Here is a 21,556-nt window from a genome sequence, read left to right as displayed (position 1 = left end):
GTGTGAGCATGAGGTCATGAGCGGAACGCGGCGGCGACAGGCCGGGAACGAGGAGCGGCGGGGGCGGCTGGTGCGGCGGCAGCTCCGGGCCGTGGGCACCTGCGAGGAGGTCGCCGACGCGCTCGTGGCGCTGCACGCGACCGATCCGGCGACGGTGTTCCTGACGGTGGCGGCGCGGCTGCGCGAGCCGGGCGACGGCGTCGGGGCGCTGGAGGAGGCGCTGTACGGGGAGACCGGGTCGCTGGTGCGGATGCTGGCGATGCGGCGCACGATGTTCGTCGTGGGCCGGGCGGCGGCGCCGGGGGTGTACGCGGCGGCCGGGCGGCAGATCGCGGCGAAGGAGCGCAAGGGGCTGCTGGCGTTCCTGGCGGAGGGCGGCGGCTGGGACGAGGCGTGGCTGGAAGACGTCGAGGCGCGGGTGCGCGCGGCGCTCGACGCGCACGGCGAGACCAGCGGCGCGGGGCTGTCGAAGCTGGTGCCCGAGCTGCGCGAGCAGGTGCTGGTGGCGGCGGGCAAGCCGTACGAGGCGCGGCAGAACGTGGCGAGCCGGATCATCAGGAAGATGGCCGCCGAGGGCCGGATCGAGCGGCGCAGGCCGGCCGGGTCGTGGACGAGCAGCCAGTTCCGGTGGGCGAACGCCGAGCCGCTGCCCGACGTGCCGGTGGCCGAGGCGCGCGCCGGGGTGGTGAAGGCGTGGCTGGGGGCGTACGGGCCGGGGACGGCGGCCGATCTGAAGTGGTGGACGGGCTGGTCGCTGACGGAGGTGCGCACGGCGCTCGCGGCGGTCGGCGCCGAGGAAGTGCTGCTGGACGGGGACGCCGTCGGCCACGTACTGCCCGGTGACGCCGGGCCGTCGGCGGACGCGCCGCCGCCCGCCGCGACGCTGCTGCCCGCGCTGGACCCGACGCCCATGGGGTGGCAGGAGCGCGACTGGTTCCTGCCGCGCGAGCACCGCGCGTCCCTCTTCGACCGCTCGGGCAACGTCGGGCCCACCGTGTGGTGGGGCGGCGAGGTGATCGGCGGCTGGGCGCACCGCGCGGACGGCACTGTCGCCTGGCGGCTGCTGGCCGACCGGGGCGCGCGGGCGGCGGACGCGGTCGAGGCGGCGGCGGAGCGTCTCACCGCTTTTCTCGCGGGCGGCGGTGTGACGGTCACACCGCGATTCCGCACCCCTTTGGAGCGCGAACTGTCCGCGTGACCCGGCCGGGACCCGCGCACCGGGCCGGGCCCCGCGCACTCGGCCGGGACCCGCGCACCCGCTGGACTCGGTAGGCCGCGCTTACGCGCGGCGCGGCCGTATAAACCTCGCTTTCCGGACAGAATCCGGAGCGTGCATCTCCCCTCACGCCTCTCGCGTGTCACCCGCGCCGTGGCCCGCGCCGTGTGGGCGTACATCCGCAGCGCCCCCGGCACGTACATCTGGCTGGCGATCCTGTTCTTCACCACGGTCGCGATCCACCGGATGGCGCCCGCCACGGTGGACGACTTCCTGCGGCTGCGGTCGACGAACATCCGCAATCTGTCGAGCCAGCCGGTCCGCGCCCTGGTGCGCAGCGCGCTGTGGACCGACGGCGGCGGATGGCTGCCGTACGTGCTGCTCTACACGGTCTTCCACGCCACCGCCGAGCGCTGGCTGGGCACCTGGCGGTGGCTCGCGGTCGTGCTGATCGGGCACGTCGCGGCGACGTACATCAGTGAGGGCGTGCTGCTGTGGGCGATCCGGCACGGGCACGCGCCGCAGTCGGCCGCCGAGACCCTCGACGTGGGCGTCAGTTACGGGCTGGCGGCGGTCGAGGCGGTGCTGACCTGGGCGGTCACGATGCCCTGGCGGTACCTGTACGGCGCCTGCGTGCTGCTCTTCTACGGGCTCGCGCTGGGCGAGGGCCGCACCTTCACCGACGTCGGGCACTTCACGTCGGTGCTGCTCGGCCTGGCCTGCTACCCGCTGACACGCGGACGGCCGGGTCGGATCGACCCGGCCGCCGCGTACCGGAGCCTGCGCGGTGCCGCCCGCGGGCGGCTCGGGGTCAGCCGACCCGGGTGAGCTTGGTGCCGAACGACGGCTCGCTCAGGTCGGACTGGAGGACGACCGGCACCGTGGTGCGGGCCGAGCCGGTGCCGAAGCCGATCGTGCCCACCTCGGCGCCGGACGTCGCGGTGTGCGGCAGCCCGTCCTTGAGGGGGGTCAGCGACAGCGTCGTCCTCAGGCCCGGCCAGCCGACGGCCTTCAGGTCCTTGCTCGCCAGGACCGGCGTGTGACCGCCGAGCCCGTCGTCCACATAGCCGACGACCTCGCCCTTCTTCACTATCGTCGACGACGTCAGGCCGCCCTGCACGGAGTTGATCAGCTTCTGCGAGTTGACCAGCGCCGCCTGGAGGCTGTCGTAGACGGTCGTGCCGCCGCGCTGCTGGAGGACGACGCCGAGGATCAACTGGTCCTTGCCGTCGACCTTCTTGTTCGCCGCCCACATCAGGGCGCCGCCCGCGGGGGTGCTCGAACCGGTCTTGATGCCGATCACACCCACGTTGACCAGGTCGTTGTTGTTGTTGTAGATCGTGCCGACGCCGGGGATGTCGATGTTCGGCTGCGCGACGACCGACCGGAACACGTCGTTCTTCATGACCTCGCGGGCCAGCTTCAACTGGTCGACGGCGGTGCTCCGCGTGGTCTCCTCGAAGCCGCTCGCGCCGGTGTACGTGGTGTTGGTCATGCCGAGGTCGGCGGCGGCCTTCGTCATCTTCGTGACGAACGCCTCCTGGGTGCCGGAGTCCCAACGCGCCAGCAGGCGGGCGATGTTGTTGCCCGAGGGGATCAGCAGCAGTTGCAGCATCTGCCGCTCGGTGAACTGCTGGCCCTTCTTGACCTGCGCGGTCGACTCGTCGCTCGAACTCGCCTCGTCGGCCGCCTGCGCGTCCACGGGGATCGTCGGACCGGTCTGCTTACCCGTCAGCGGGTGGTCGCGCAGGATCAGATACGCGGTCATCACCTTGGTGACGCTCGCGATCGGCACCGGGGTCTGCGCGCCGTGCACGCCGAGCGAGCCCAGGCCCTCGACCTCGGCCACCGACTGGCCCTGCGACGGCCACGGCATGGACTGCGGCAGCGGCGTGCCGTCGAAGGTGTACGACGAGGCCGCGGTCAGCGCCATCGACGGCGCCGGCAGCGGGCGCAGCGCCTGCACCACGACGAACACGATCGCCAGCAGCACCACCAGCGGGGTCCAGATCTTGAACCGGCGCGCGACCGTCCGCAGCACCGTCTGGCGCGGCGGCGGGGTGTTCGTCAGCTCCGCGAGCAGCTTCAGCGGCGCCTCGGGCTCCGGCGGCACGGGCATCGACCGCGTCCCGTCGGGCCCGGCCGCCGCGCCGTCCGGCGAGGCCGCCGTGGGGGTGCCGATCGCCGACGGGCTCCCGGCGTACGGGGGCAGCGGCGCACCCCCGGCGGGCTTCGGCGGGGCGGACGGCTGCCCGATCGGGCCCGCGGCCGGACTCTCCGAGGGCTTCACGGGGCCCGTACGCGGCTTGGCGGACGCCGGGGGCGGCTGGGGCGCCTCATAGGGCGCGGAGGCGCCAGAGGGCGCGCTACGGGCTCCTGAGACGCCTTCCGCGCCCTGCGCCGCCGGGCGCTCGGCGGGGAGATCGGACACAAGCGGGCGCAGGACGGAGGCGCTCCGGGCGCCGGGGCCCTTGGGGGCGTCGTCCTCGGGGGCGCTTTCGGGGGCGCTTTCGGGGGCGTCCTTGGAGGTGTTCTCGGAGGTGTTCCTGGACGCGGAGCTGTCGCCGTCCTCGGGCGCGGAGCTGTCGGAGCCCTCCGGAGCGGCGTCCTCGGCGTCACCGGCGTCCCCCGCGTCACCGGCAGAGGGCGCGGCGTCCGCCACGTCGTCGGCGGCGTCGGTCGAGGTCGCCGGGGCGGCGTCCTCGGGGTCCGCGGGGGCCGCGTCCTCAGAGTCCTGACCGTCGCCGGAGGGCGGGGCCGCGTCCGATACGTCGCCCGGTACGTCGTCGGCGTCGGCCTCGGTCACGGCCTCGGCGCCGTTCACGCCGTTCACGCCGTTCACGCCGTCCGCGCCCTCGGCGTCGTCCACGCCGTCCCCGTCGGCGCCCTCAGCCGTACCGTCACCGGCCGCAGAGCCGCCGGCGGTGGCGCCGGCGCTCAGCAGGCCCCCGCGCCCCCCGACGCGCAGCACGGCGGTGTGCTCGTCGCGCTCCGCCGCGGGCGGCCCGGCCGGCGCGGAGTCTTCCGCTTTCGGACCCGTTTCGGAGTCCGGCCCGTCCTCGGGGGCTTCCCCGGCGGCGGAATCCGGGTCCTGGAGGTCACGATTCGGTTCCGCTTCCGGAGGCAGGACCTCCGGGGTGCGGGGCGCGGGCGGCGCCGTGGACGTAGCCGCGTCGGAGGATTCGTCTACGGCCGCTACGCCGTCCGGCGTATTCGCCGTGGAGGCGGCGGAGGAGGTGGCGGCCGGGTGGGGGCGTGCGCCGGAGCCCGCGGAGTCCGCCGATTCGGGGGGCGCGGAGGGGACGGCTCCGACCGCGGCGCCCGCGTGCTCCTCCCGTACGCCCTCCGCCACGCGTGTCCCGTGCCCCTCGGTGGGCGTCCGGAACACCACCAGCCTCGGATCAGCGGTCGACCGCTCGACCGCCTCCCCCGACGTGCTCTGCCGCTGTTCCCTGCCGGGGGACTCGCCCGCCACGCAGACCTCCTCCACACATCACGAAATGGCCGCACACATCGTGCGGGGGCGGATGCCGAATGGCACCCATACCCCTTCAAAGCTCACACTGGCAGTGTCCCGCCGACAGGCCCGCGACCCGTCCGCGACACCACCGCCCACCCCGTAGACGAGAACGACATACCACCCGGTTCCCGTCGATAAGGCAAAGGCGCTCTCGACAGGCCGGTGTGAGAGGCGTCACCCTGTCATTCATCCACGCGGGGAGGCATGGATGGGCAAGAGCCGCAGAACAATTCCGGAAGAGCTGTTGCTGCTCGCACTGGACCCGACGACCGGGACCACGGCGCAGCCTCAATCGCTCGACCTCGGCCTCGCCGGGGCGCAGCTCGTCGAGCTGGCCCTGGCCGGACGGATAGCCCCTGACGGGGATCGTATAGCCGTGGTGCACCCACGGCCGACTGGAGATCCGACCCTGGACTCCGCTCTCGAACTGCTGCGGCGACGCGGCAGTCCGGTGCGGGCCGTCCACTGGATCGGCGGACCCCGCCTCGGGCTCCGCCAGACGTATCTCGCGCACCTGGAGCGGTGCGGCATGGTGCACGCCGTGCCCGGCCAGATGTGCGGGGTGCTGCCGACGACGCGGTACCAGGCGTCCGACAGCGCGGTCAGCCGGGAGATCCGTACCCGGCTGGACAGTGCGATCCGTACCGGCGTGCCGCCGGACCCGCGGACCGCCGCGCTCGCCGCGCTCGCCCACGCCGTGGGACTCGGCAAGCACCTCTACCCGGGCAACGAGGGCCGGTCGTCACGATCGCGCCTGCGTGACCTGATCAGGTACGACCCGATGGGCGGCCTCGTCGCGCATGCCGTGATGGATGTGCAGAACGGCGTGGCGGCGCAGCCGAAGCGGCCAGCCGCTCCGGCACCGCGAGCGGCGGGGCACAGCACCATGGCCCGCGCCGGCGCCCGTTGAGTCGGCGTGCGACAGCGAGTGGACACAGGCAGCACAGGCAGCACGCTCAGTACGTTCGGCACGCTCAGCACAGGCAGCACAGGCAGCACGTTCAGCACGTGAGAGCGCGTGCGCAGGTGAGCACGTAGCGCTCGGCAACCCCCTCATCAGGGACGGCTGCGGCGCCCGTCGGCAGGGACGGGGCACCGCAATCCGCGACCATCGCGCCGTCCTCAGCGACCCGTTCCGGGAGCCGCTGTGACGCGCGGGGCGGCGGGACTCGGAACACGTTCCGGGATTCGTCGCACCGCGCGTCGCCGTATACACCCCCGTGTACCACCGCGTACACGCCCCTGCCGGGTTACCCTCATTCGCCAGCGCGCCGATGACCGCAAGTGGCAGGCTGCTGACCATCAGTAGGTTCAGCGTGGAGGTGCACTTCCAGTGGTCGCCAACGTCAATCCCACCGTCAGGCGCCGCCGGCTGGGTTCGGAACTGCGCAAGTTGCGGGAGCAGAAGGGCATGACGGCCGAGGAGGTCGCCGCCCGGCTCCTGGTGTCGCAGTCGAAGATCAGCCGGTTGGAGAACGGGCGCCGGAGCATCAGCCAGCGCGATGTGCGCGACCTGTGCGGTGTGTACGGCGTCGAGGACGTGCGGATCGTCGACTCGCTGATGCAGATGGCCAAGGAGTCGCGCCAGCAGGGCTGGTGGCATGCCTTCGGCGACATCCCGTACAGCGTGTACATCGGCCTGGAGACCGAGGCGGCCAGTCTGCGGGTCTTCGAACCCCAGGTGGTGCCTGGCCTGTTGCAGACCCCGGAGTACGCCGCCGCGATGATCGCGGGCAATCTGCCGGAGGCCACTCCCGAACAGGTCGACAAGCGCGTCAGCGTGAGAATGCGCCGGCAGGAGCGGATCACCGACCGGGACGGGCCGCTGCGGATGTGGGCCGTGGTGGACGAGGCGGCGCTGTGCCGCAAGGTCGGCGACGAGCACGTGATGCGTGACCAGCTTCTGCATTTGGTGGAATTGAGCCATCTGCCGCATGTGACCGTGCAGGTGCTGCCGTTCGAGGCGGGCGCGCACCCCGGTCTGAGCGGGCAGTTCGCGGTACTGGAGTTCACCGACGCGACCGATGCCACGGTGGTCTATCTCGAAGGCGTCAACAGCGACCTGTACTTGGAGAAGGACACCGATGTGCAGGCGTACAGCGTGATGTACGAGCATCTGCGGGCCCAGGCGCTCAGCGCCGAACAGACCCGGCAGTTCATCACCGAAGCGGCGGAACGATACACCCGCTGAAGTGCGGGCGATACGGTACACCCCCGCTCACTCCCATTGGAAGAGTTACTGGGAATATGCCATCCACTTGGGTGAAGTGGCTCACCGGTCCGTGATGTTGGCTAGTAGCGTCGAGCGCGTAGTCAGGCAATGGCGTACCTCGCCGCCGCCATCAGCACAGACCGGAGCAGAGATGGCAATCAAGCTGGGCAGTACTCCCGCGTGGATGAAGTCCTCGCGGTCCACCGGAAATGGCGCCTGTGTCGAAGTGAAGTCCCCGGCCGTCGAGTCGGTCGTGGTCCGCGACTCCAAGGACCCGCAGGGTCCGGTCCTCAGCTTTTCCCCTGAGGCGTGGACCGCGTTCGTCACGGACGTCGACCGAGGCGCCTTCACGATCAACTAGTACAGCGCGCGCACCTTCAGCAGTACCGCAGAAGAGCCCTCTCGTCTGGCCGCCGTCCTAGCCGAGGGGGCTCGCTGCTGTCCTGATGTTCCGGGCCGGGTGATCAACGCGGCAAACGGGGTGATCAACGCGGCGGACCGGGTGATCAACCCAGCGGACCGGGTGATCACGTCAGCGGATCAACGGAGTTGATCGACGTAGGTGTCCGTGCCGGGAATGGTCGGAATGAAGGGAGCGATGAATTCCACTTTCGCCGAGCGCCCCGCCGAGTCGGTCCGGCCCGCGATCTCGGCGGCGTGACCGGCGAAATGCTCTTCCCACCCCTCGCGTGGATCTTGTTGCAGGAACCACAGGAGAGTGAGCCGGGTTTCGACGCCTTCGACCTGTTTCACATAAGACATCCGGTCGAGCGGCAGCGGAGTGGGCGTGAAGATCACCACCATCGCCGCCGGTGATCCGGCGAGCTTCTTCGGCAGGTGGCGGGCCCGCAGCCATTCCAGCAATTCGTCCCGGCCTTCCGCGGATTCCGCTTCCAGCACTTCGAGGACGAGTCCGCGGTACGGGTGGTCGAGCGCGTGGATGTCGCGCGGACCGGCGGCGCCGTCCCGGTAGACGCTCGCGGCGCGGTCCTGGAAGGCGGTGAAGACGTGGGTGCGGTCGTGGTAGACGCGGGCGTCGCGATTGAGCCGCTTGTTGATGCCGACCGTCCACCGCATGTGCGCGTCGTAGCGGCCCGCGGTGATCCAGTACAGCGACAGGTAGCAGCCCGCGGTGACCGGCCGCGCGACCGCGGAGTCCGCCGGGTACCGCAGGTCCAGCAGCGGCCGCGTGGCCACCCAGCGGCGCCCGGCGTACAGCCAGGGCATCGCCATCGCACCGGCGATGAAGTGGTCGTCCTCGTACCACCGGTTGTACGCGTATTCGTGCCCGGCGTGCGGCTCGACCATGGTGATCAGCGCGTGCCCGACGTCGACGCCGTACGGTCCGACGGCCGCGAGCCGTCCGTACGCCTCGACGTCCGTTCCGCCGTCCGGGCCCGTTCTCACGTCCTCAGCCATGAATCTGACGCTACGTCAGCTCCGGGGAGAAGTGAAGGTGCCCGGATGCTGGAAAGTACCTGGACATGGCAACGATTCTTCGTAGGCTGCCGGACATGACCTCGACCCGAGCCGCCGTGCCCGCCCTCGCCCCACGCGCCGTCTCGGTGGGCGCCTCGCCGGTACGGGAGATCCTGGCGCTGACCGCGCGGCCGGAGGTGATCTCCTTCGCCGGCGGGCTGCCCGCGCCCGAGCTGTTCGACGCGGCGGCCATCGCGGAGGCGTACGCCCGCGTCCTGGCCGAGCAGCCGCACAAGGTGCTCCAGTACTCGACGACCGAGGGCGATCCCGCGCTGCGCGCGGCCGTGGCGGCCCGGCTGAGCGGGCGCGACCTGGCGACGGGCATGGACGACATCCTGGTGACCGGCGGCTCGCAGCAGGGGCTCGCGCTGATCGCGACCGCGCTGATCGAGCCCGGCGATGTGGTGCTGGTGGAGAACCCGACGTATCTGGCGGCGCTCCAGTGCTTCGGCTTCGCGGGCGCCCGGGTGGTGCCGGTGCCGACCGACGCGTACGGCGTGATCCCGGAGGCGCTGGAGGAGGTGGCGCGCCGGGAACGGCCGAAACTGCTCTACCTGGTGCCCAACTTCCAGAATCCGACCGGGCGTACGCTCCCGCTCGAACGCCGCCGCGCGGTGGCCGAGGTGGCGGAGCGGCACGGGCTGTGGATCGCGGAGGACGACCCGTACGGGGATCTGCGGTTCGAGGGCGAGAGCGTGCCGTGGATCTCGGCGCTGCCCGAGGCCGCCGACCGGACGATCCTGCTCGGCAGCTTCTCCAAGATCATGTCGCCGGGGATGCGGCTGGGCTGGCTGCGGGCGCCCGCGGCGCTGCTGCGCGCCTGTGTGATCGCCAAGCAGGCCGCCGACCTGCACACCTCGACCGTCGACCAGGCCGCCGCCGCGCGCTACCTCGCCGACCACGACCTGGACGTCCATCTGGACCGGGTGCGTACCGCCTACCGCGCCCGGCGCGACGCGCTGCTCGCCGGACTGCCGGCCGCGCTGCCCTCCGGCAGCACCTGGAACCGGCCCGAGGGCGGCATGTTCGTGTGGGTACGGCTGCCCGCGGGGTACGACGCGACGGCGCTGCTGCCGACCGCGGTCGGTCACGACGTGGCGTACGTACCGGGGTTGCCGTTCTTCGCGCAGGCGCCGGAGGCGGGGGCGCTGCGGATGTCCTTCACGACGCACACGCCGGAGGAGATCGGGGAAGGGCTGCGGCGGCTGGCGAAGGTCTTCGCCTGAGGCCGTTGACAGCAGGTAGCGCGGCGGCCCGCACGCGGAACGGCGCGGCACACCGTACGCACGGACGGCGCGGCGCCGTACGCGTCCAACGGCGCGCGTCAGCGCATCAGTTCGCCCGCGTTGACGAGCAGGGACTGTCCGGTGATCGCGCGGGCGCGGTCGGAGGCGAGGAACACGGCGGCCTCCGCCACGTCGCCGTCGGTGGCCAGCTCGGGCAGTGCCATGCGGCGGGCGAGGCGGGCCAGCACCTCGTCCTCGCCGACGCCCTCGGCGCGTGCGGTGAGCGCGACGAAGGACCGCACGGGCGGCCCCCACATCCAGCCGGGCAGCACGGTGTTGACCCGGATCCGGTACGGGCCCAGCTCGCGCGCGAGTGAGTACATCGCGGAGGTGAGGGCGCCCTTGGAGGCCGCGTACGCCGCCTGGCGGACCTGGCTGGGCGCCGCGACCGCGGACTGGGTGCCGATGAACACGACGGAGCCGCCGCGCTCCTGGCGCTTGAGGGCGGGCAGGCACGCCTGGGCGAGCCTGAGCGACCCGAGCAGATTGACGTCGAGCACCCGCTGCCAGACGGCGAAGTCCGCGTCCTCCAGGCCGCCGAAGCAGTCGTCGAGCGCGGCGACCTGGACGACGGCGTCGATCCCGCCGAACCGCTCCTGTGCCAGCGCCGCCAGCGCCTCGCACTGCGCGCCGTCGGCGATGTCGGTGGGCAGCCAGGCCGTCGAGGTGCCCGCGGGGTCGATCTCGGCCGCCGTCTTCGCCAGCCGTTCTGCGGTCCGCGCGCCCAGCACCGCCCGTCCGCCGTCGCGTACGACGGCCGCCGCCACGCGCTGCCCGAGTCCGGCGCCGACGCCGGTCACGACCACGGTCTTCCCCTTCAGCAGCATGTCGGCCTCCGCAACCGTTGCCTGACGGAGCGTCAGAATAAGGCGGGCGCCCGCAGGAGGGAAGGCCGCGGCGGTCACGCTCACGTCGGCGATCGGCCGCTCCCCTCTGCGTCCGCACGGGATCCCGTATCCCGGACGGCTGCCTCCTGTGTCCCGCGCGTCCCGCGGGCCTCGTGCGACGTCCAGCGAAGTGTCCGCTCATCGTGGGTGGGTGATCAGGGTCACGACAATGCCAAGGTAAGCAAAGAGCGAGTAAAATCGTTCGGCTTTCTGATCCGAGTTCAGACTCTTGAACACAGAGACCCTTGACCGGCCCCCCGCGCGAGGGGTTCAATCCCGGAAGTCCCCACTCCCGCACGGGGGCGACCCGCCCGGACCGGCGCCACAGCGAAGTGCGCTCCTGTTCACAAGGCGGACCCCTCTGGAGGGGACATGAACAGTCTCGACTGGACCGTGCTGATCGCGTACTTCGGCGTGATGCTCGCGATCGGACTCTGGTCCCACAAGCGCGTCGACGACGTCGGCGACTACTTCACCGCGGGCGGCAAGATGCCGTGGTGGCTGTCCGGCATCTCGCACCACATGTCGGGCTACAGCGCGGTGATGTTCACCGGTTACGCGGGCATCGCCTACACCTACGGCATCACCTCGTACGTCACCTGGTCCTTCCCGATCGCGCTCGGCATCGCCATCGGCGCCAAGCTCTTCGCGCCCCGGCTCAACCGGCTGCGCTCACGGCTGCATGTGGCCTCGCCGCTCGAATACCTCAAGAACCGCTACAACCTGACGACCCAGCAGGCGCTCGCCTGGTCCGGCGTGCTGCTCAAGATCGTGGACGTCGGCGCCAAGTGGGCCGCCATCGCGACCCTGTTGTCCGTCTTCACCGGGGTCACCATCACCCAGGGCATCGTCATCACCGGCGCGATCACCGCCGTCTACTGCACGGTCGGCGGTCTGTGGGCGGACGCCCTCACCGAACTCGGCCAGTTCGTCATCCAGTTGATCGCCGGGCTCACGATGCTGGTCGCCGCGCTCAACAAGGTCGGCGGGATCAGCGGCATCTGGAACGTGTGGGACGAGCCCGCGCTCAAGCACCACGCCGACCCGGTCGCGGGCCCGTACACCACCGTCTTCCTGCTGGCGTACCTGTTCATCAAGACCTTCGAGTACAACGGCGGCATGTGGAACCAGGCCCAGCGCTACATGGCCACCGGCTCCGCCCGCGAGGCCACCCGCAGCGCCTGGCTGTCGTCGGCCCTGTGGTTCGTCTGGCCGGTTATCCTCTTCTTCCCGATGTGGATCTCGCCGCTGCTGGTGCACGCCAAGAAGCCGGACGGCTCGGACTCGTACGGTCTGATGGTCGAACAGCTCCTGCCGCACGGGCTGCTGGGCCTGGTCGTGGTCGGCTTCTTCTCGCACACCATGGCCATGTGCTCCTCCGACGCGAACGCCATCGCCGCCGTCGTCACCCGCGACATCGCCCCGGCCTTCTCGAAGACCGCCCGCGAATGGTCGGCCCATGTCGGCCTGATCGCCGCCCGGTTGACCACGCTGACCTTCCTCGGCCTGTCCATGGCCGTGGCCACCCAGGTCAACTCCCCCACCTTCAAGGACATCATCACCGTCGTCATCAAGTGGGTGGCCGGTCTGATGGGGCCGATCGCGATCCCGTTCATGCTCGGACTGCTGCCGCGCTTCCGCACGTCCGGCCCGACCGCCGCCCTCACGAGCTGGGCGCTCGGCCTGTTCGCCTTCTACCTGCTCAACTACCCCGTCAACGACGCCGTCTCGGGCGGCGTCAACCTCGAATACCAGATCTCGCTCCCGCTGGCCGTCTCGCTCGTCCTCTACATCGTCATCGGCTGGATCAAGCCGGAGGACACGCCGGAACGGGACGCGCTCCTCGCGAAGATCAACTCCGATGACGGGGGCGGCCCCGGACCGGCCTCCGTCTCCCTCCCCGAGCCCTCCTCCGAACCGACCCCCACCAAGGTCTCGGACTAGGTCCTGTCCGGCGGCTCCCCTTCCCGGGGGGAGCCCCGGCGGGGGCGGTGGTGATCCGCCGGACAGGCCCTAGGCGGCCGGGTAGCGGTCGAGCCACGCCGGGCTGGCGCCCGAAGGCCCGTGCAGGGCCGGCGCCTGCGTCATCTCCATGGCGAAGTCGTCGGCGAGCTGGAGCAGCGTGGCGCGCCCTTCCACCTCGGCGATCCACGCGGGCGGCAGCGCCGTCTCCCCGTGCTGGACGCCGAGCAGATTGCCGCAGACGGAGCCGGTGGAGTCGCTGTCGCCCGAGTGGTTGACGGCGAGCAGCAGCCCGTGGCGCACATCCTCGGCGACCAGGGCGCAGTAGACGCCGATCGCCAGCGCCTCCTCGGCCGTCCAGCCCTCCCCCAGCGCCTCCACGCGCTGCGGCGACGGCATCCCCTGCCGTACGGCGCCCAGGGCGCCCTGGAGCGCGTCGGTCGTCTCCTGGTGGCCGGGGCGGGCGCCGAGCAGGGCGAGGGCGTGCTGGACGGAGCCGTCGAGGGCCTCGCCGCGCGCCAGGCCGTGCACGATGACGGCGAAGGCTCCGGCGGCGAGCTGCCCGGTGGGGTGGCCGTGGGTCTGGGCGGCGCACTCCACGGCGAGCTGGAAGACGAGCTGCGGCTCCCAGCCGACCAGCAGCCCGAAGGGCGCGGAGCGCATCACGGTGCCGCACCCCTTGGAGCCGGGGTTCTTCGGCTCCTCCAAGGTGCCCATCCGGTCGTCGGACAGGCCGCTCAGGCACGCCTCGCCCGGCGCTCGCCGCGCGTAGAGCCACTCCTCGCGGGCCAGCCAGCCGGTGTCCTTGCGGCGCTCGTCGGGCCCCCACTCGGTCTGGGTGGCCGACCAGCGGCGGTAGGCGCGGTGGATGTCGGTGGGCGGGTGCCAGGCGCCGGTGTCCCGGCGCACCTGGGCTCTGATCAGGCCCTCGACCGTGAACATCGTCATCTGCGTGTCGTCGGTGACCGCGCCGCGTCTGCCGTACGCCGGAACGTAGTCGGTGACGCCGTCCGTGCCGTGATTGCGCTGGATCGCCTCGAACGACTCGAACTCGACGCCCGCGCCCAGCGCGTCCCCGATCGCCCCGCCCAGCAGGCAGCCCCGCACGCGGCTGCGGAAGTCCTGCTGCTGCGCGCGACCCCAGACAGCGGTCAAAGCGGTCCCCTTCGATCAACCCCGATCCGAACCCGTTCTGCGCCAGCACGATAGCCGACGTCACCAGGAGCGGAAGGGGGCCCTGGGGTTGGTGACGCCTGTCCGCGAACGGTGCCGGTCCGATCGGATACGACCGGACACCGGAAATGCTCTGACGCGCGACTCAGGGTGTCGGACTCGGGCGCGGGAGCCGGGTCCGCGCGTCGGGCCGCGCGACTCGGGCGCAAGGCGCACATACGCGGCTCACGTGCGCGAGAAGACGCCGATGGCGTTGGCGACCGGACGCTCGACGCCGCCCGACGGGTGGTTGCGTACGGTCACCGCCGCCGCGCCGGGGTCGCGGGCGACCAGCGTCGTGGAACCGCCGCCGTCGAGGTTCACCGCCGAATCTGCACCCAATTCCCTCATGACGGACGCAAGTTCCGCGATGGTCAGGCCCGCACCGGACTCGGCGGAGCCGTCCAGCGCCAGCAGGTACAGCGTGCTGCCCGACGCGTCGAAACCGGCGGCCGTACGCGTGGCCGCCGTCGTGGTGTCCAGGCCCGCGAGCGGCTGTCCGCCGCGCAGGACGGGGAAGCCGCCGACCGCGAAGACGTACGGCACGCGCGAGAGCGTCGGGGTGAGGCGGCTGTCGACCTCCGCGCGGTCGCCCACGCGCAGGGCGCGCAGTGTGTCGGCGCCCGCGTCCCGGCCGAGCAGTACGGTGCTGCCCGCGGGAATGGCTCCCGCGCCGGGCGCCTGCGCGACCGCCGCGACCCGCCCCTGACGTACCGTCACCTCGTAGGTGTCCGTGCTGCATCCGGCGCCGCGCGAGGTGTCCGTGCCGCAGACCGCCCGCTGCCGGGAGACCGTCCCCCAGTCCGCCGTGTACGCGCCGACGCCGCCGACGGGCAGCGCGTACTGGTTGTAGCCGCCCAGCGGGATGCTCCCCCGCGGGGTGCGGACCGACCCGCGCAGGTCCAGCCGGTCGAGCCGCAGCTTGCGGTCCTTGCCCATGCCGAGCACGTCGTGCGTGGTCTCCCCCGGCGGCATCGCGGGCCCGAAGCGCTGGCCGTCGGGCACGGCGGCCTTGAGATCCCGGCCGGAACCGATCTCCGGGCCCACCGAGGAACCGGTCGGCGCCACGCCGGGGTGCTGGTCCTCGGTGATATTGAAGAAGTCGCCGTTCACCGCGCCCACCGCCTGCCGGTCGTCAGCGAGCCCGGACACCGCCTGCCGCGCCGCCACCGCCCCCGGCGTCAACAGGTCGAGCCGCGTACGCGATTCGCGCAGATCCACCGCCAGCACATGCCCGTGCACGGTCCCCCGCGAGGCCGCCACCGAGAACTCCCGGTACTCCACGCCCGGCCCGAGCCGCTCCACCCGCTCGTACGGCGGCCCGCCGCCGGTGCCGCTGTCCGCCGCGACGGCCGACGCCCCCGCCAGTCCCCCGGCGAGCACCCCCGCCGCGACCGCCAGGGCCACGCCCGCCCGCCCGCTCCACGCCACTGCTCCCCCAAGGGTGTCTCAGGTCCCGTGTATCCCACAGGACTCCACCACCCCCGCACTCCCCGCACCGGAACACGGTGAAACGCGGCCATGACGGTGGTGCGAATTCACCCCTCAGGTGCGCGGCGGGCGTCAGTCGCCCAGGACCGGGAGGAGATCGGGGAGGTGGCCGTCGGAGGCGAGACCGGTGGTGATGCGCTCTTCGGGGACCTGACCGTAGAGGGTGGTGCGCTGGCGGGAGGGGCGGCCCGCGGCCTCGGCGATGGCGACGAGGTCGCGGATGGAGCGGTAGGAGCCGTAACTGGAGCCCGCCATACGGGAGATGGTCTCCTCCATCAGCGTGCCGCCGAGGTCGTTGGCACCGGAGCGGAGCATTTCGGCGGCGCCGTCCGCGCCGAGCTTGACCCAACTGGTCTGGATGTTGGTGATGTGCGGGTGGAGCAGCAGGCGGGCCATGGCGGTGACGGCCCGGTTGTCGCGGGCGGTCGGGCCGGGGCGGGCGATGCCCGCGAGGTAGACCGGGGCGTTGGTGTGGATGAAGGGGAGGGTGACGAATTCGGTGAAGCCGCCGGTCTCCTTCTGGATCTCCGCGAGCAGCCGGAGGTGGCCGAGCCAGTGGTGGGGCTGGTCGACGTGGCCGTACATCATGGTGGACGAGGACCGTATGCCCAGCGCGTGGGCGGCCTTGACGACCTCGATCCAGGTGGCGGTGGGCAGCTTGCCCTTGGTGAGGACCCAGCGGACCTCGTCGTCCAGGATCTCGGCGGCGGTGCCGGGGATGGAGTCCAGGCCCGCTTCCTTGGCGGCGGCCAGCCAGTCGCTGATCGACAGGCCGGTGCGCGTCGCGCCGTTGACGACCTCCATCGGCGAGAAGGCGTGCATGTGCATGCCGGGGACGCGGGCCTTGACCGCGCGCGCGATGTCGAAATAGGCGGTGCCGGGCAGGTCGGGGTGGATGCCGCCCTGCATGCACACCTCGGTGGCGCCGACCTGCCAGGCCTGCTCGGCGCGGTCGGCGACCTGGTCGAGGGAGAGGGTGTACGCGTCGGCGTCGGTGCGGCGCTGCGCGAAGGCGCAGAAACGGCAGCCGGTGTAGCAGACGTTGGTGAAGTTGATGTTGCGGGTGACGATGTACGTCACCTCGTCGCCGACGACCGCGCGCCGCAGGTCGTCCGCGATCCGGCACAGCGCGTCCAGGGCGGGGCCGTCCGCGTGCAGCAGGGCCAGCGCCTCGGCGTCGGTGAGCCGGGTCGGGTCGTCGGCGGCCACCGACAGGGCCTGCTTGACGTCGGCGTCCACCCGGTCGGGGACCATGCCGGGCGCGGCCTGCTCGCGCAGTTCGGCCCAGTCGCCGTACACCTCGTCGAAGTCGTCGCGGCGGTCGGCCGTACGTCCTTCGGTGTCGATCGTGCGGTGCAGGTCGGTGCGGCCCGTGGCGGCCGAGGTGAAGCCCTCGTCCGGCTCCTGCCACGGGCGGCCCACGACCGGCGCGTCCTCGTCCGCCAGACCGGTGGCGGGGTCGGCGAGCGCCGTGACGTGCGGGATCAGGCGCGGGTCCAGCCAGGGCTCGCCGCGCTGGACGAACTCCGGGTAGATGGTGAGGCGTTCGCGCAGCGCGAAGCCCGACTCGGCCGTACGGGCGGCCAGTTCGTCGATCTGCGGCCACGGGCGCTCGGGGTTGACGTGGTCGGGGGTGAGCGGGGAGACGCCGCCCCAGTCGTCGATGCCGGCCTCGATGAAGCGCGCGTACTCGCCGTCCACCAGATTCGGCGGCGCCTGGATGCGGGCGGACGGGCCGAGCACGATCCTGGCCACCGCGATGGCCGCCGCCAGCTCCTCCAGCTCCGCGTCCGGCATGCCGCGCATGGCGGTGTCCGGCTTGGCGCGGAAGTTCTGGATGATCACTTCCTGGATGCCGTGGTAGCGGCGGGCGGTCCTGCGGATCGCGAAGAGCGACTCGGCGCGCTCCTCGTACGTCTCGCCGATGCCGATGAGGATGCCGGTGGTGAACGGCACGTTGGACCGGCCCGCGTCCTCCAGGACCCGCAGCCGTACGGCGGGCTCCTTGTCCGGCGAGCCGTAGTGCGGGGCGCCCGGCTCCGACCACAGGCGGGTGGCGGTCGTCTCCAGCATCATGCCCATGGACGGCGCGACCGGCTTGAGCCGCTGGAGGTCGGTCCAGCTCAGCACGCCCGGGTTGAGGTGCGGCAGCAGGCCCGTCTCCTCCAGCACCCGCACCGACATGGCCCGTACGTACGCCAGCGTGTCGTCGTAGCCGTGCGCGTCCAGCCACTCGCGCGCCTCGGGCCAGCGCTCCTCGGGGCGGTCGCCGAGGGTGAACAGCGCTTCTTTGCAGCCCATTTCGGCGCCGCGCCTGGCGATGTCCAGCACCTCGTCGGGCGACAAGTACATGCCGTGCCCTTCACGGCGCAGCTTGCCGGGCACGGTCACGAATGTGCAGTAATGACATTTGTCCCGGCACAGCCGGGTCAGCGGAATGAAGACCTTCCGCGAATACGTGATGACGCCCGGCCGTCCCACCGCTTCGAGGCCGGCGTCCCGCAGCCGGGCCGCGGTGCCCGCGAGTCCGGCCAGGTCCTGGCCACGGGCTTGCAGCAGGACGGCGGCCTCGCCCGTGTCCAGGGCGACACCTTCGTCCGCGCGGTGCAGGGCGCGGCGCATGGCATTGGCGGTGGGCGTCGGCGAAGTCATTCTCCGAGGATAGGCGGCCCCGCCGACAATTCGCTGGGGGCTCAGGCCGTCTTCGGCCCGATCCCCCTGTCGGCAATATCACCCGGAGATCGGACCGTCCGAGGAATACTCCGGCTACAAATACTGCGCGTAGTCGTCGAGCGCCCGCAGCACCTCGTCGGTCCCGGCCGGCGGGAGCTGGACGACGATCTCCTCGATGCCGAGGTCGCGGTAGTACGCGAGCTTGCCCGCGTCCGGGCGTACGGCCGTCGGCACCACCTCCGGGCCCTTCTCCCCGCGGCCCGCTTCCCGCCACGCGGCCCGGAGTCGGGGCAGCGACTCACCCAGACCGCCGCCTCCGATCGGCATCCACCCGTCCGCGTAATCCGTCACATGGCTGAAGAGTTTCGGGCCCGCCGCGCCGCCCACCAGGGTGCGCACCCGGCCGCCCGCCGGTTTCGGATACGCCTGGCTGGCCTGCACGGACGCGAATTCGCCCGCGTAGGCGACGGGTTCGGCCGCCCACAGCGCGCGCATCGCCGCCATCCGGTCCCTTACCAGCTCGCGGCGGCGCCGCCAGTCCACCCCGTGGTCGGCGGCCTCCTCCAGATTCCACCCGAAGCCCACCCCCAGCGTGAACCGCCCGCCCGACAGGTGGTCGAGCGTCGCGATCTCCTTCGCCAGCACCACCGGGTCGCGCTGCGCCACCAGCGTGATCGCCGTCCCCACCTCCAGCCGCTCGGTGACCGCCGCGACCGCGCTGAGCGCCACGAACGGGTCCAGCGTCCGCCCGTACTCCTCCGGCAGCGGCTCCCCCGCCGGATACGGCGTCGCCCGCGACACCGGAATGTGCGTGTGCTCCGGCAGATAGAGCCCGGCGAACCCGCGCTGCTCCAACTCCCGCGCGAGCCGCACCGGCCCGATGGTCTGATCGGTCAGGAAGATCGTGACGGCGATCCGCACGGGCACCTCCGGTGGATTGTCGACGGATACCGGGTGTGAACGTACATCTCAGCCGTCCGAGGTGGCGGCCCTGAGACCGCGCCGGTCGGTGAGGACTTTCTCCCAGGCCGCGAGTGACCGGTCCCGGTCCGTCCAGAACTCCCGCCGGGGAACGGCGGCGTCGAGGCCGCGTACCTCCAGCCAGCGCTGGGCGATCTCCCCGAGGCCGGGGTGACAGTCCTGTTCCTCCACATGGCTGATCAGCTCCTGCCCCGCGGCGAGGACCTCGGCGTCCGTGCCTTCGACGGCGGCGAGGAACAGCTTCACGGTCAGCACCATCCACCGGTCGGCGCCGCCACCGCTGCGCGCCAGCATCTCCTCACCGTTCGTCAGAAGTGTCAATACCTCCGCGGCCGGTTCGCGCCCGGTGCGTGCCGCCGCCCGCCAGATCAGCGTCTGCGCCACACCGACCGGCGTTCCGACGTCCTGGTTGACCTCATGGGCGTGCTCCAGCACCGTCTCGGCGTCCAGCGGACGGGCCAGCGACAGCACCATGCCCAGGTGGCGGTAGCTGGTGTCGCGGGACATGCCCGCGGCGGCCAGTTCGGCGTCGTCAGCCACCTTGCGGAGATATCTCTCGGCCGCCGCGAAGTCCCCCTGCAGAAAACTGAACTGGCCCAGGAGATCCTGGGACTGCGCGCGGCGGAAGCCCAGCGGACTGTCGCAGTGGGGCAGCGCCCAGGTCTGGAGCCGCCGTCCGTCCCCCCGGAGCCATTGGATCCAGGCCAGGTCCTTCTCCGCGTTCTCCCGCAGGGGTCCGGGCTCGGCGGCGACCTCGGCGGTCAGCCGTTCCGCCTCGGCGTACCGGCCGAACTCCTCCAGCGTCTTGGCCAACCGGTGCGAGATGAAGAGGCGTTGGTACGGTCCGAGACCCGGATGGGCCAGCGCCGCCTCGGTCAGCGACAGGGCCGCTGTGCGGTCGCCAGCGCTGCGCGCGGCCATCCCCTGGCAGGTGAGCGCCAACGCTCCGGCGGGGTGACTGCCGGACTGCACAGGCCAGTTCCGGGTGCCGGTGAGCACCGCCCCGAGGCCGCACAGGTCGACACCGTAGGCGAGGTCGTACAACCAGTCCGGGACACGGCTCGTGTTCAGTGTGAGGAGCCCGGCGGTGGTGAAGCCCTCGCCCAGTTCGCTCCTGTCGGTCGACGTCGGATTTCTGACCCCGCCGCGCAGCCGATCCCGGAGGTGTTCCAGGACTCGTTCGGCCGCGCCGCGCCACTCCTCCTCCGACCAGGCGTCGTCCGTGTTCCCGTCGTGGAGACGGACGGCGTTGCGGACGTACTCGTCCACGGTGTGTGTCAGCCATCTCGACGAATCGCTCTGTACCAGGGGGCGTTCGAGGAATCGCCGTACGACGGCGTCCGCCACGCTCGGGACCGCCGCCCTCAGCACGTCGGCGTCGAAGCGCTCGGCGAGAGAGGCGGCCCGCAGAAGCGCGCGCTCTTGCGCGGACAGATCACGCATCACACGGATCACCATCTCGGCGAAAGTCCCTCCGAATTGTTCCACCGCGGGGACGCGGCCTTCCGCGCTCAGTTGGTCGAAATACTCGGCCGACAACTCCAGATACAGCGGTACCCCGCCTGCCGCGTCGACAATCCGACGCCGCAACGGTGCCGGAATGGCGGGCTCCCCGTCCCTCGTCAGGCGAAGCCGCAGGTAGGTGTCGGCGTAGTCCTCCTCGAGCCCCGACAGCCGGTGCTGCATGGCCGGAAGCGTGCCGGGGTCGGTGACCAGACTCGGCCAGTAGTTGGGCCCCGAGTAGTGGATGGCCGGGTGATGACCGTCGCCCCAGGTCAGCCGGTTCCGCCCCGTGATGAGGAACAGTACGTTCGGCATCAGGTAGACCAGCCGGGCCAACCGGTCCTCGAGCCCACCCGCTTCCCGGCGCCTCCCGTCGACCCGCTCGAACGTGTCGAAGAAGATGACGACGTCCAGGGATTTCCTACGGCGGTACTCGGCCAGATCCCAGGACAGGAGAGCCGGCAGGAACGGCAGCATGTCCGCGGGCGACTCGACATCCAGCAGTTCGGCGAATCCGGGACATTCCGCGAGCAGCCGGTCTTTGCGCAGATGCTCGCGGATCCTGCCCACCAGAATTCCCGCGGCCCGCCGGGCCACACCCGCGAGCGGTATCGGGCCGAGCAGCGCATCCAGTGTGCCGTCCAACTGTTCGGCCAGCGACAGGGATTCGCCGAGCCTGCCGAGCGAGGAATTCCGCGATATCGCGGCCTCAAGAGGGACACCCGGATGGCAGCGCCGCCAGTACACGGCGAAGGCCAAGTCGAACGCGGGGCAGGAACGCATCACCTCACCGAGCGTGCCCCGCACGGCGATCACCGCGGTCTCCAGATCGGCCAGGGAGCTGTCCTCCAGGTCGATCCGGCAGGTCACGCGCTGTTCAGGACCGTCCGCCGACGCCCCGTCCAATTCCCCTTCGCGTAATCGCCGTTCCAACTGCCGGGACAGCGTCGACTTCCCGATTCCGCCCAACCCGTAGAGGACGAGGACATTGTGGCGAGGCGGCGCCGACGAACCGGCAGCGGCGGGATGGTCTCGCAGCCCCCGCAACGCCTCCTCGAACGCCATCACATAACGGACACGATCGACGAATACGTCACCCACGGTAACGGGTGATGTTCTCCGCTGATCGAAGAT

Annotated in this window: 15 protein-coding genes; 7 read left to right on the top strand and 8 right to left on the bottom strand. The window is 71.6% G+C overall.

All coding sequences use genetic code 11. The annotated features are described in order from the left end of the window. The first annotated feature begins 16 nt into the window (after positions 1 to 16). Complete coding sequence (locus tag ACIQCJ_RS04950; protein WP_402710708.1) at positions 17 to 1,198, top strand: winged helix DNA-binding domain-containing protein; 1,182 nt, start codon at positions 17 to 19, stop codon at positions 1,196 to 1,198. 132 nt (positions 1,199 to 1,330) lie between these two features. Next, the gene (locus ACIQCJ_RS04945) at positions 1,331 to 2,044 is read left to right on the top strand and encodes a rhomboid-like protein (protein WP_355337739.1); all 714 of its coding nucleotides are present in this window, start codon (positions 1,331 to 1,333) and stop codon (positions 2,042 to 2,044) included. Here ACIQCJ_RS04945 and ACIQCJ_RS04940 read toward each other — a convergent pair. Beyond that, positions 2,028 to 4,691, bottom strand: coding sequence for a D-alanyl-D-alanine carboxypeptidase (locus tag ACIQCJ_RS04940; protein ID WP_402710707.1), 2,664 nt, complete (start codon positions 4,689 to 4,691; stop codon positions 2,028 to 2,030). The two genes, ACIQCJ_RS04945 and ACIQCJ_RS04940, sit on opposite strands and share 17 nt — an antisense overlap. Before the next feature lie 253 nt (positions 4,692 to 4,944). On the opposite strand from ACIQCJ_RS04940, the gene ACIQCJ_RS04935 reads away from it, so the two are divergent. The 3 genes from ACIQCJ_RS04935 to ACIQCJ_RS04925 all read left to right on the top strand — a co-directional run bounded on the left by ACIQCJ_RS04935 (position 4,945) and on the right by ACIQCJ_RS04925 (position 7,309). Beyond that, positions 4,945 to 5,646: a GPP34 family phosphoprotein gene (locus ACIQCJ_RS04935; RefSeq protein WP_355337733.1), complete on the top strand. Its 702-nt coding sequence runs from the start codon at positions 4,945 to 4,947 to the stop codon at positions 5,644 to 5,646. A 423-nt stretch (positions 5,647 to 6,069) separates the two neighbouring features. Further along, on the top strand, positions 6,070 to 6,927 hold the full coding sequence (locus ACIQCJ_RS04930; RefSeq protein WP_355337730.1) for a helix-turn-helix transcriptional regulator: 858 nt from the start codon (positions 6,070 to 6,072) through the stop codon (positions 6,925 to 6,927). Positions 6,928 to 7,099: 172 nt separating this feature from the next. After that, positions 7,100 to 7,309, top strand: a complete 210-nt coding sequence (locus ACIQCJ_RS04925; protein WP_355337727.1) for a DUF397 domain-containing protein — start codon at positions 7,100 to 7,102, stop codon at positions 7,307 to 7,309. A gap of 179 nt (positions 7,310 to 7,488) precedes the next feature. Here ACIQCJ_RS04925 and ACIQCJ_RS04920 read toward each other — a convergent pair whose 3' ends face one another. Next, complete coding sequence (locus ACIQCJ_RS04920; protein ID WP_402710706.1) at positions 7,489 to 8,367, bottom strand: hypothetical protein; 879 nt, start codon at positions 8,365 to 8,367, stop codon at positions 7,489 to 7,491. A 95-nt stretch (positions 8,368 to 8,462) separates the two neighbouring features. Between ACIQCJ_RS04920 and ACIQCJ_RS04915 the strand changes: the two genes are divergently transcribed. Beyond that, positions 8,463 to 9,653, top strand: a complete 1,191-nt coding sequence (locus tag ACIQCJ_RS04915; RefSeq protein WP_391043265.1) for an aminotransferase class I/II-fold pyridoxal phosphate-dependent enzyme — start codon at positions 8,463 to 8,465, stop codon at positions 9,651 to 9,653. A 98-nt stretch (positions 9,654 to 9,751) separates the two neighbouring features. On the opposite strand, the gene ACIQCJ_RS04910 is transcribed toward ACIQCJ_RS04915, so the two are convergent. Beyond that, positions 9,752 to 10,540 (bottom strand): SDR family oxidoreductase, encoded by a 789-nt coding sequence (locus tag ACIQCJ_RS04910; RefSeq protein ID WP_402710705.1) that lies wholly within the window; start codon positions 10,538 to 10,540, stop codon positions 9,752 to 9,754. Between the two features lie 432 nt (positions 10,541 to 10,972). Here ACIQCJ_RS04910 and ACIQCJ_RS04905 point away from each other — a divergent pair, with 432 nt between their 5' ends. After that, a complete protein-coding gene (locus ACIQCJ_RS04905; protein ID WP_402710704.1) occupies positions 10,973 to 12,544 on the top strand; it encodes a sodium:solute symporter family protein in 1,572 nt (523 codons plus the stop codon). 69 nt (positions 12,545 to 12,613) lie between these two features. Here the strand turns inward: ACIQCJ_RS04905 and ACIQCJ_RS04900 are convergent, their stop codons facing one another. The 5 genes from ACIQCJ_RS04900 to ACIQCJ_RS04880 all read right to left on the bottom strand — a co-directional run bounded on the left by ACIQCJ_RS04900 (position 12,614) and on the right by ACIQCJ_RS04880 (position 21,523). Then, on the bottom strand, positions 12,614 to 13,717 hold the full coding sequence (locus ACIQCJ_RS04900; RefSeq protein ID WP_355337713.1) for an ADP-ribosylglycohydrolase family protein: 1,104 nt from the start codon (positions 13,715 to 13,717) through the stop codon (positions 12,614 to 12,616). A 243-nt stretch (positions 13,718 to 13,960) separates the two neighbouring features. Next, complete coding sequence (locus tag ACIQCJ_RS04895; RefSeq protein ID WP_402710703.1) at positions 13,961 to 15,181, bottom strand: phosphodiester glycosidase family protein; 1,221 nt, start codon at positions 15,179 to 15,181, stop codon at positions 13,961 to 13,963. 156 nt (positions 15,182 to 15,337) lie between these two features. Further along, positions 15,338 to 17,917: a bifunctional FO biosynthesis protein CofGH gene (locus tag ACIQCJ_RS04890; RefSeq protein ID WP_391043257.1), complete on the bottom strand. Its 2,580-nt coding sequence runs from the start codon at positions 17,915 to 17,917 to the stop codon at positions 15,338 to 15,340. Between the two features lie 114 nt (positions 17,918 to 18,031). Then, a complete protein-coding gene (locus ACIQCJ_RS04885) occupies positions 18,032 to 18,859 on the bottom strand; it encodes a TIGR03619 family F420-dependent LLM class oxidoreductase (RefSeq protein ID WP_402710702.1) in 828 nt (275 codons plus the stop codon). A 48-nt stretch (positions 18,860 to 18,907) separates the two neighbouring features. Next, entirely contained in the window at positions 18,908 to 21,523 is a 2,616-nt protein-coding gene (locus ACIQCJ_RS04880) for a hypothetical protein (protein WP_402710701.1), read from the bottom strand. Positions 21,524 to 21,556: the final 33 nt, after the last annotated feature.

The organism is Streptomyces sp. NPDC093221 (assembly GCF_044753885.1).
GTDB lineage: Bacteria > Actinomycetota > Actinomycetes > Streptomycetales > Streptomycetaceae > Actinacidiphila.
The sequence above is the reverse complement of the archived record's forward strand: the minus strand, read 5'-3'. Positions and strand labels throughout refer to the sequence as shown.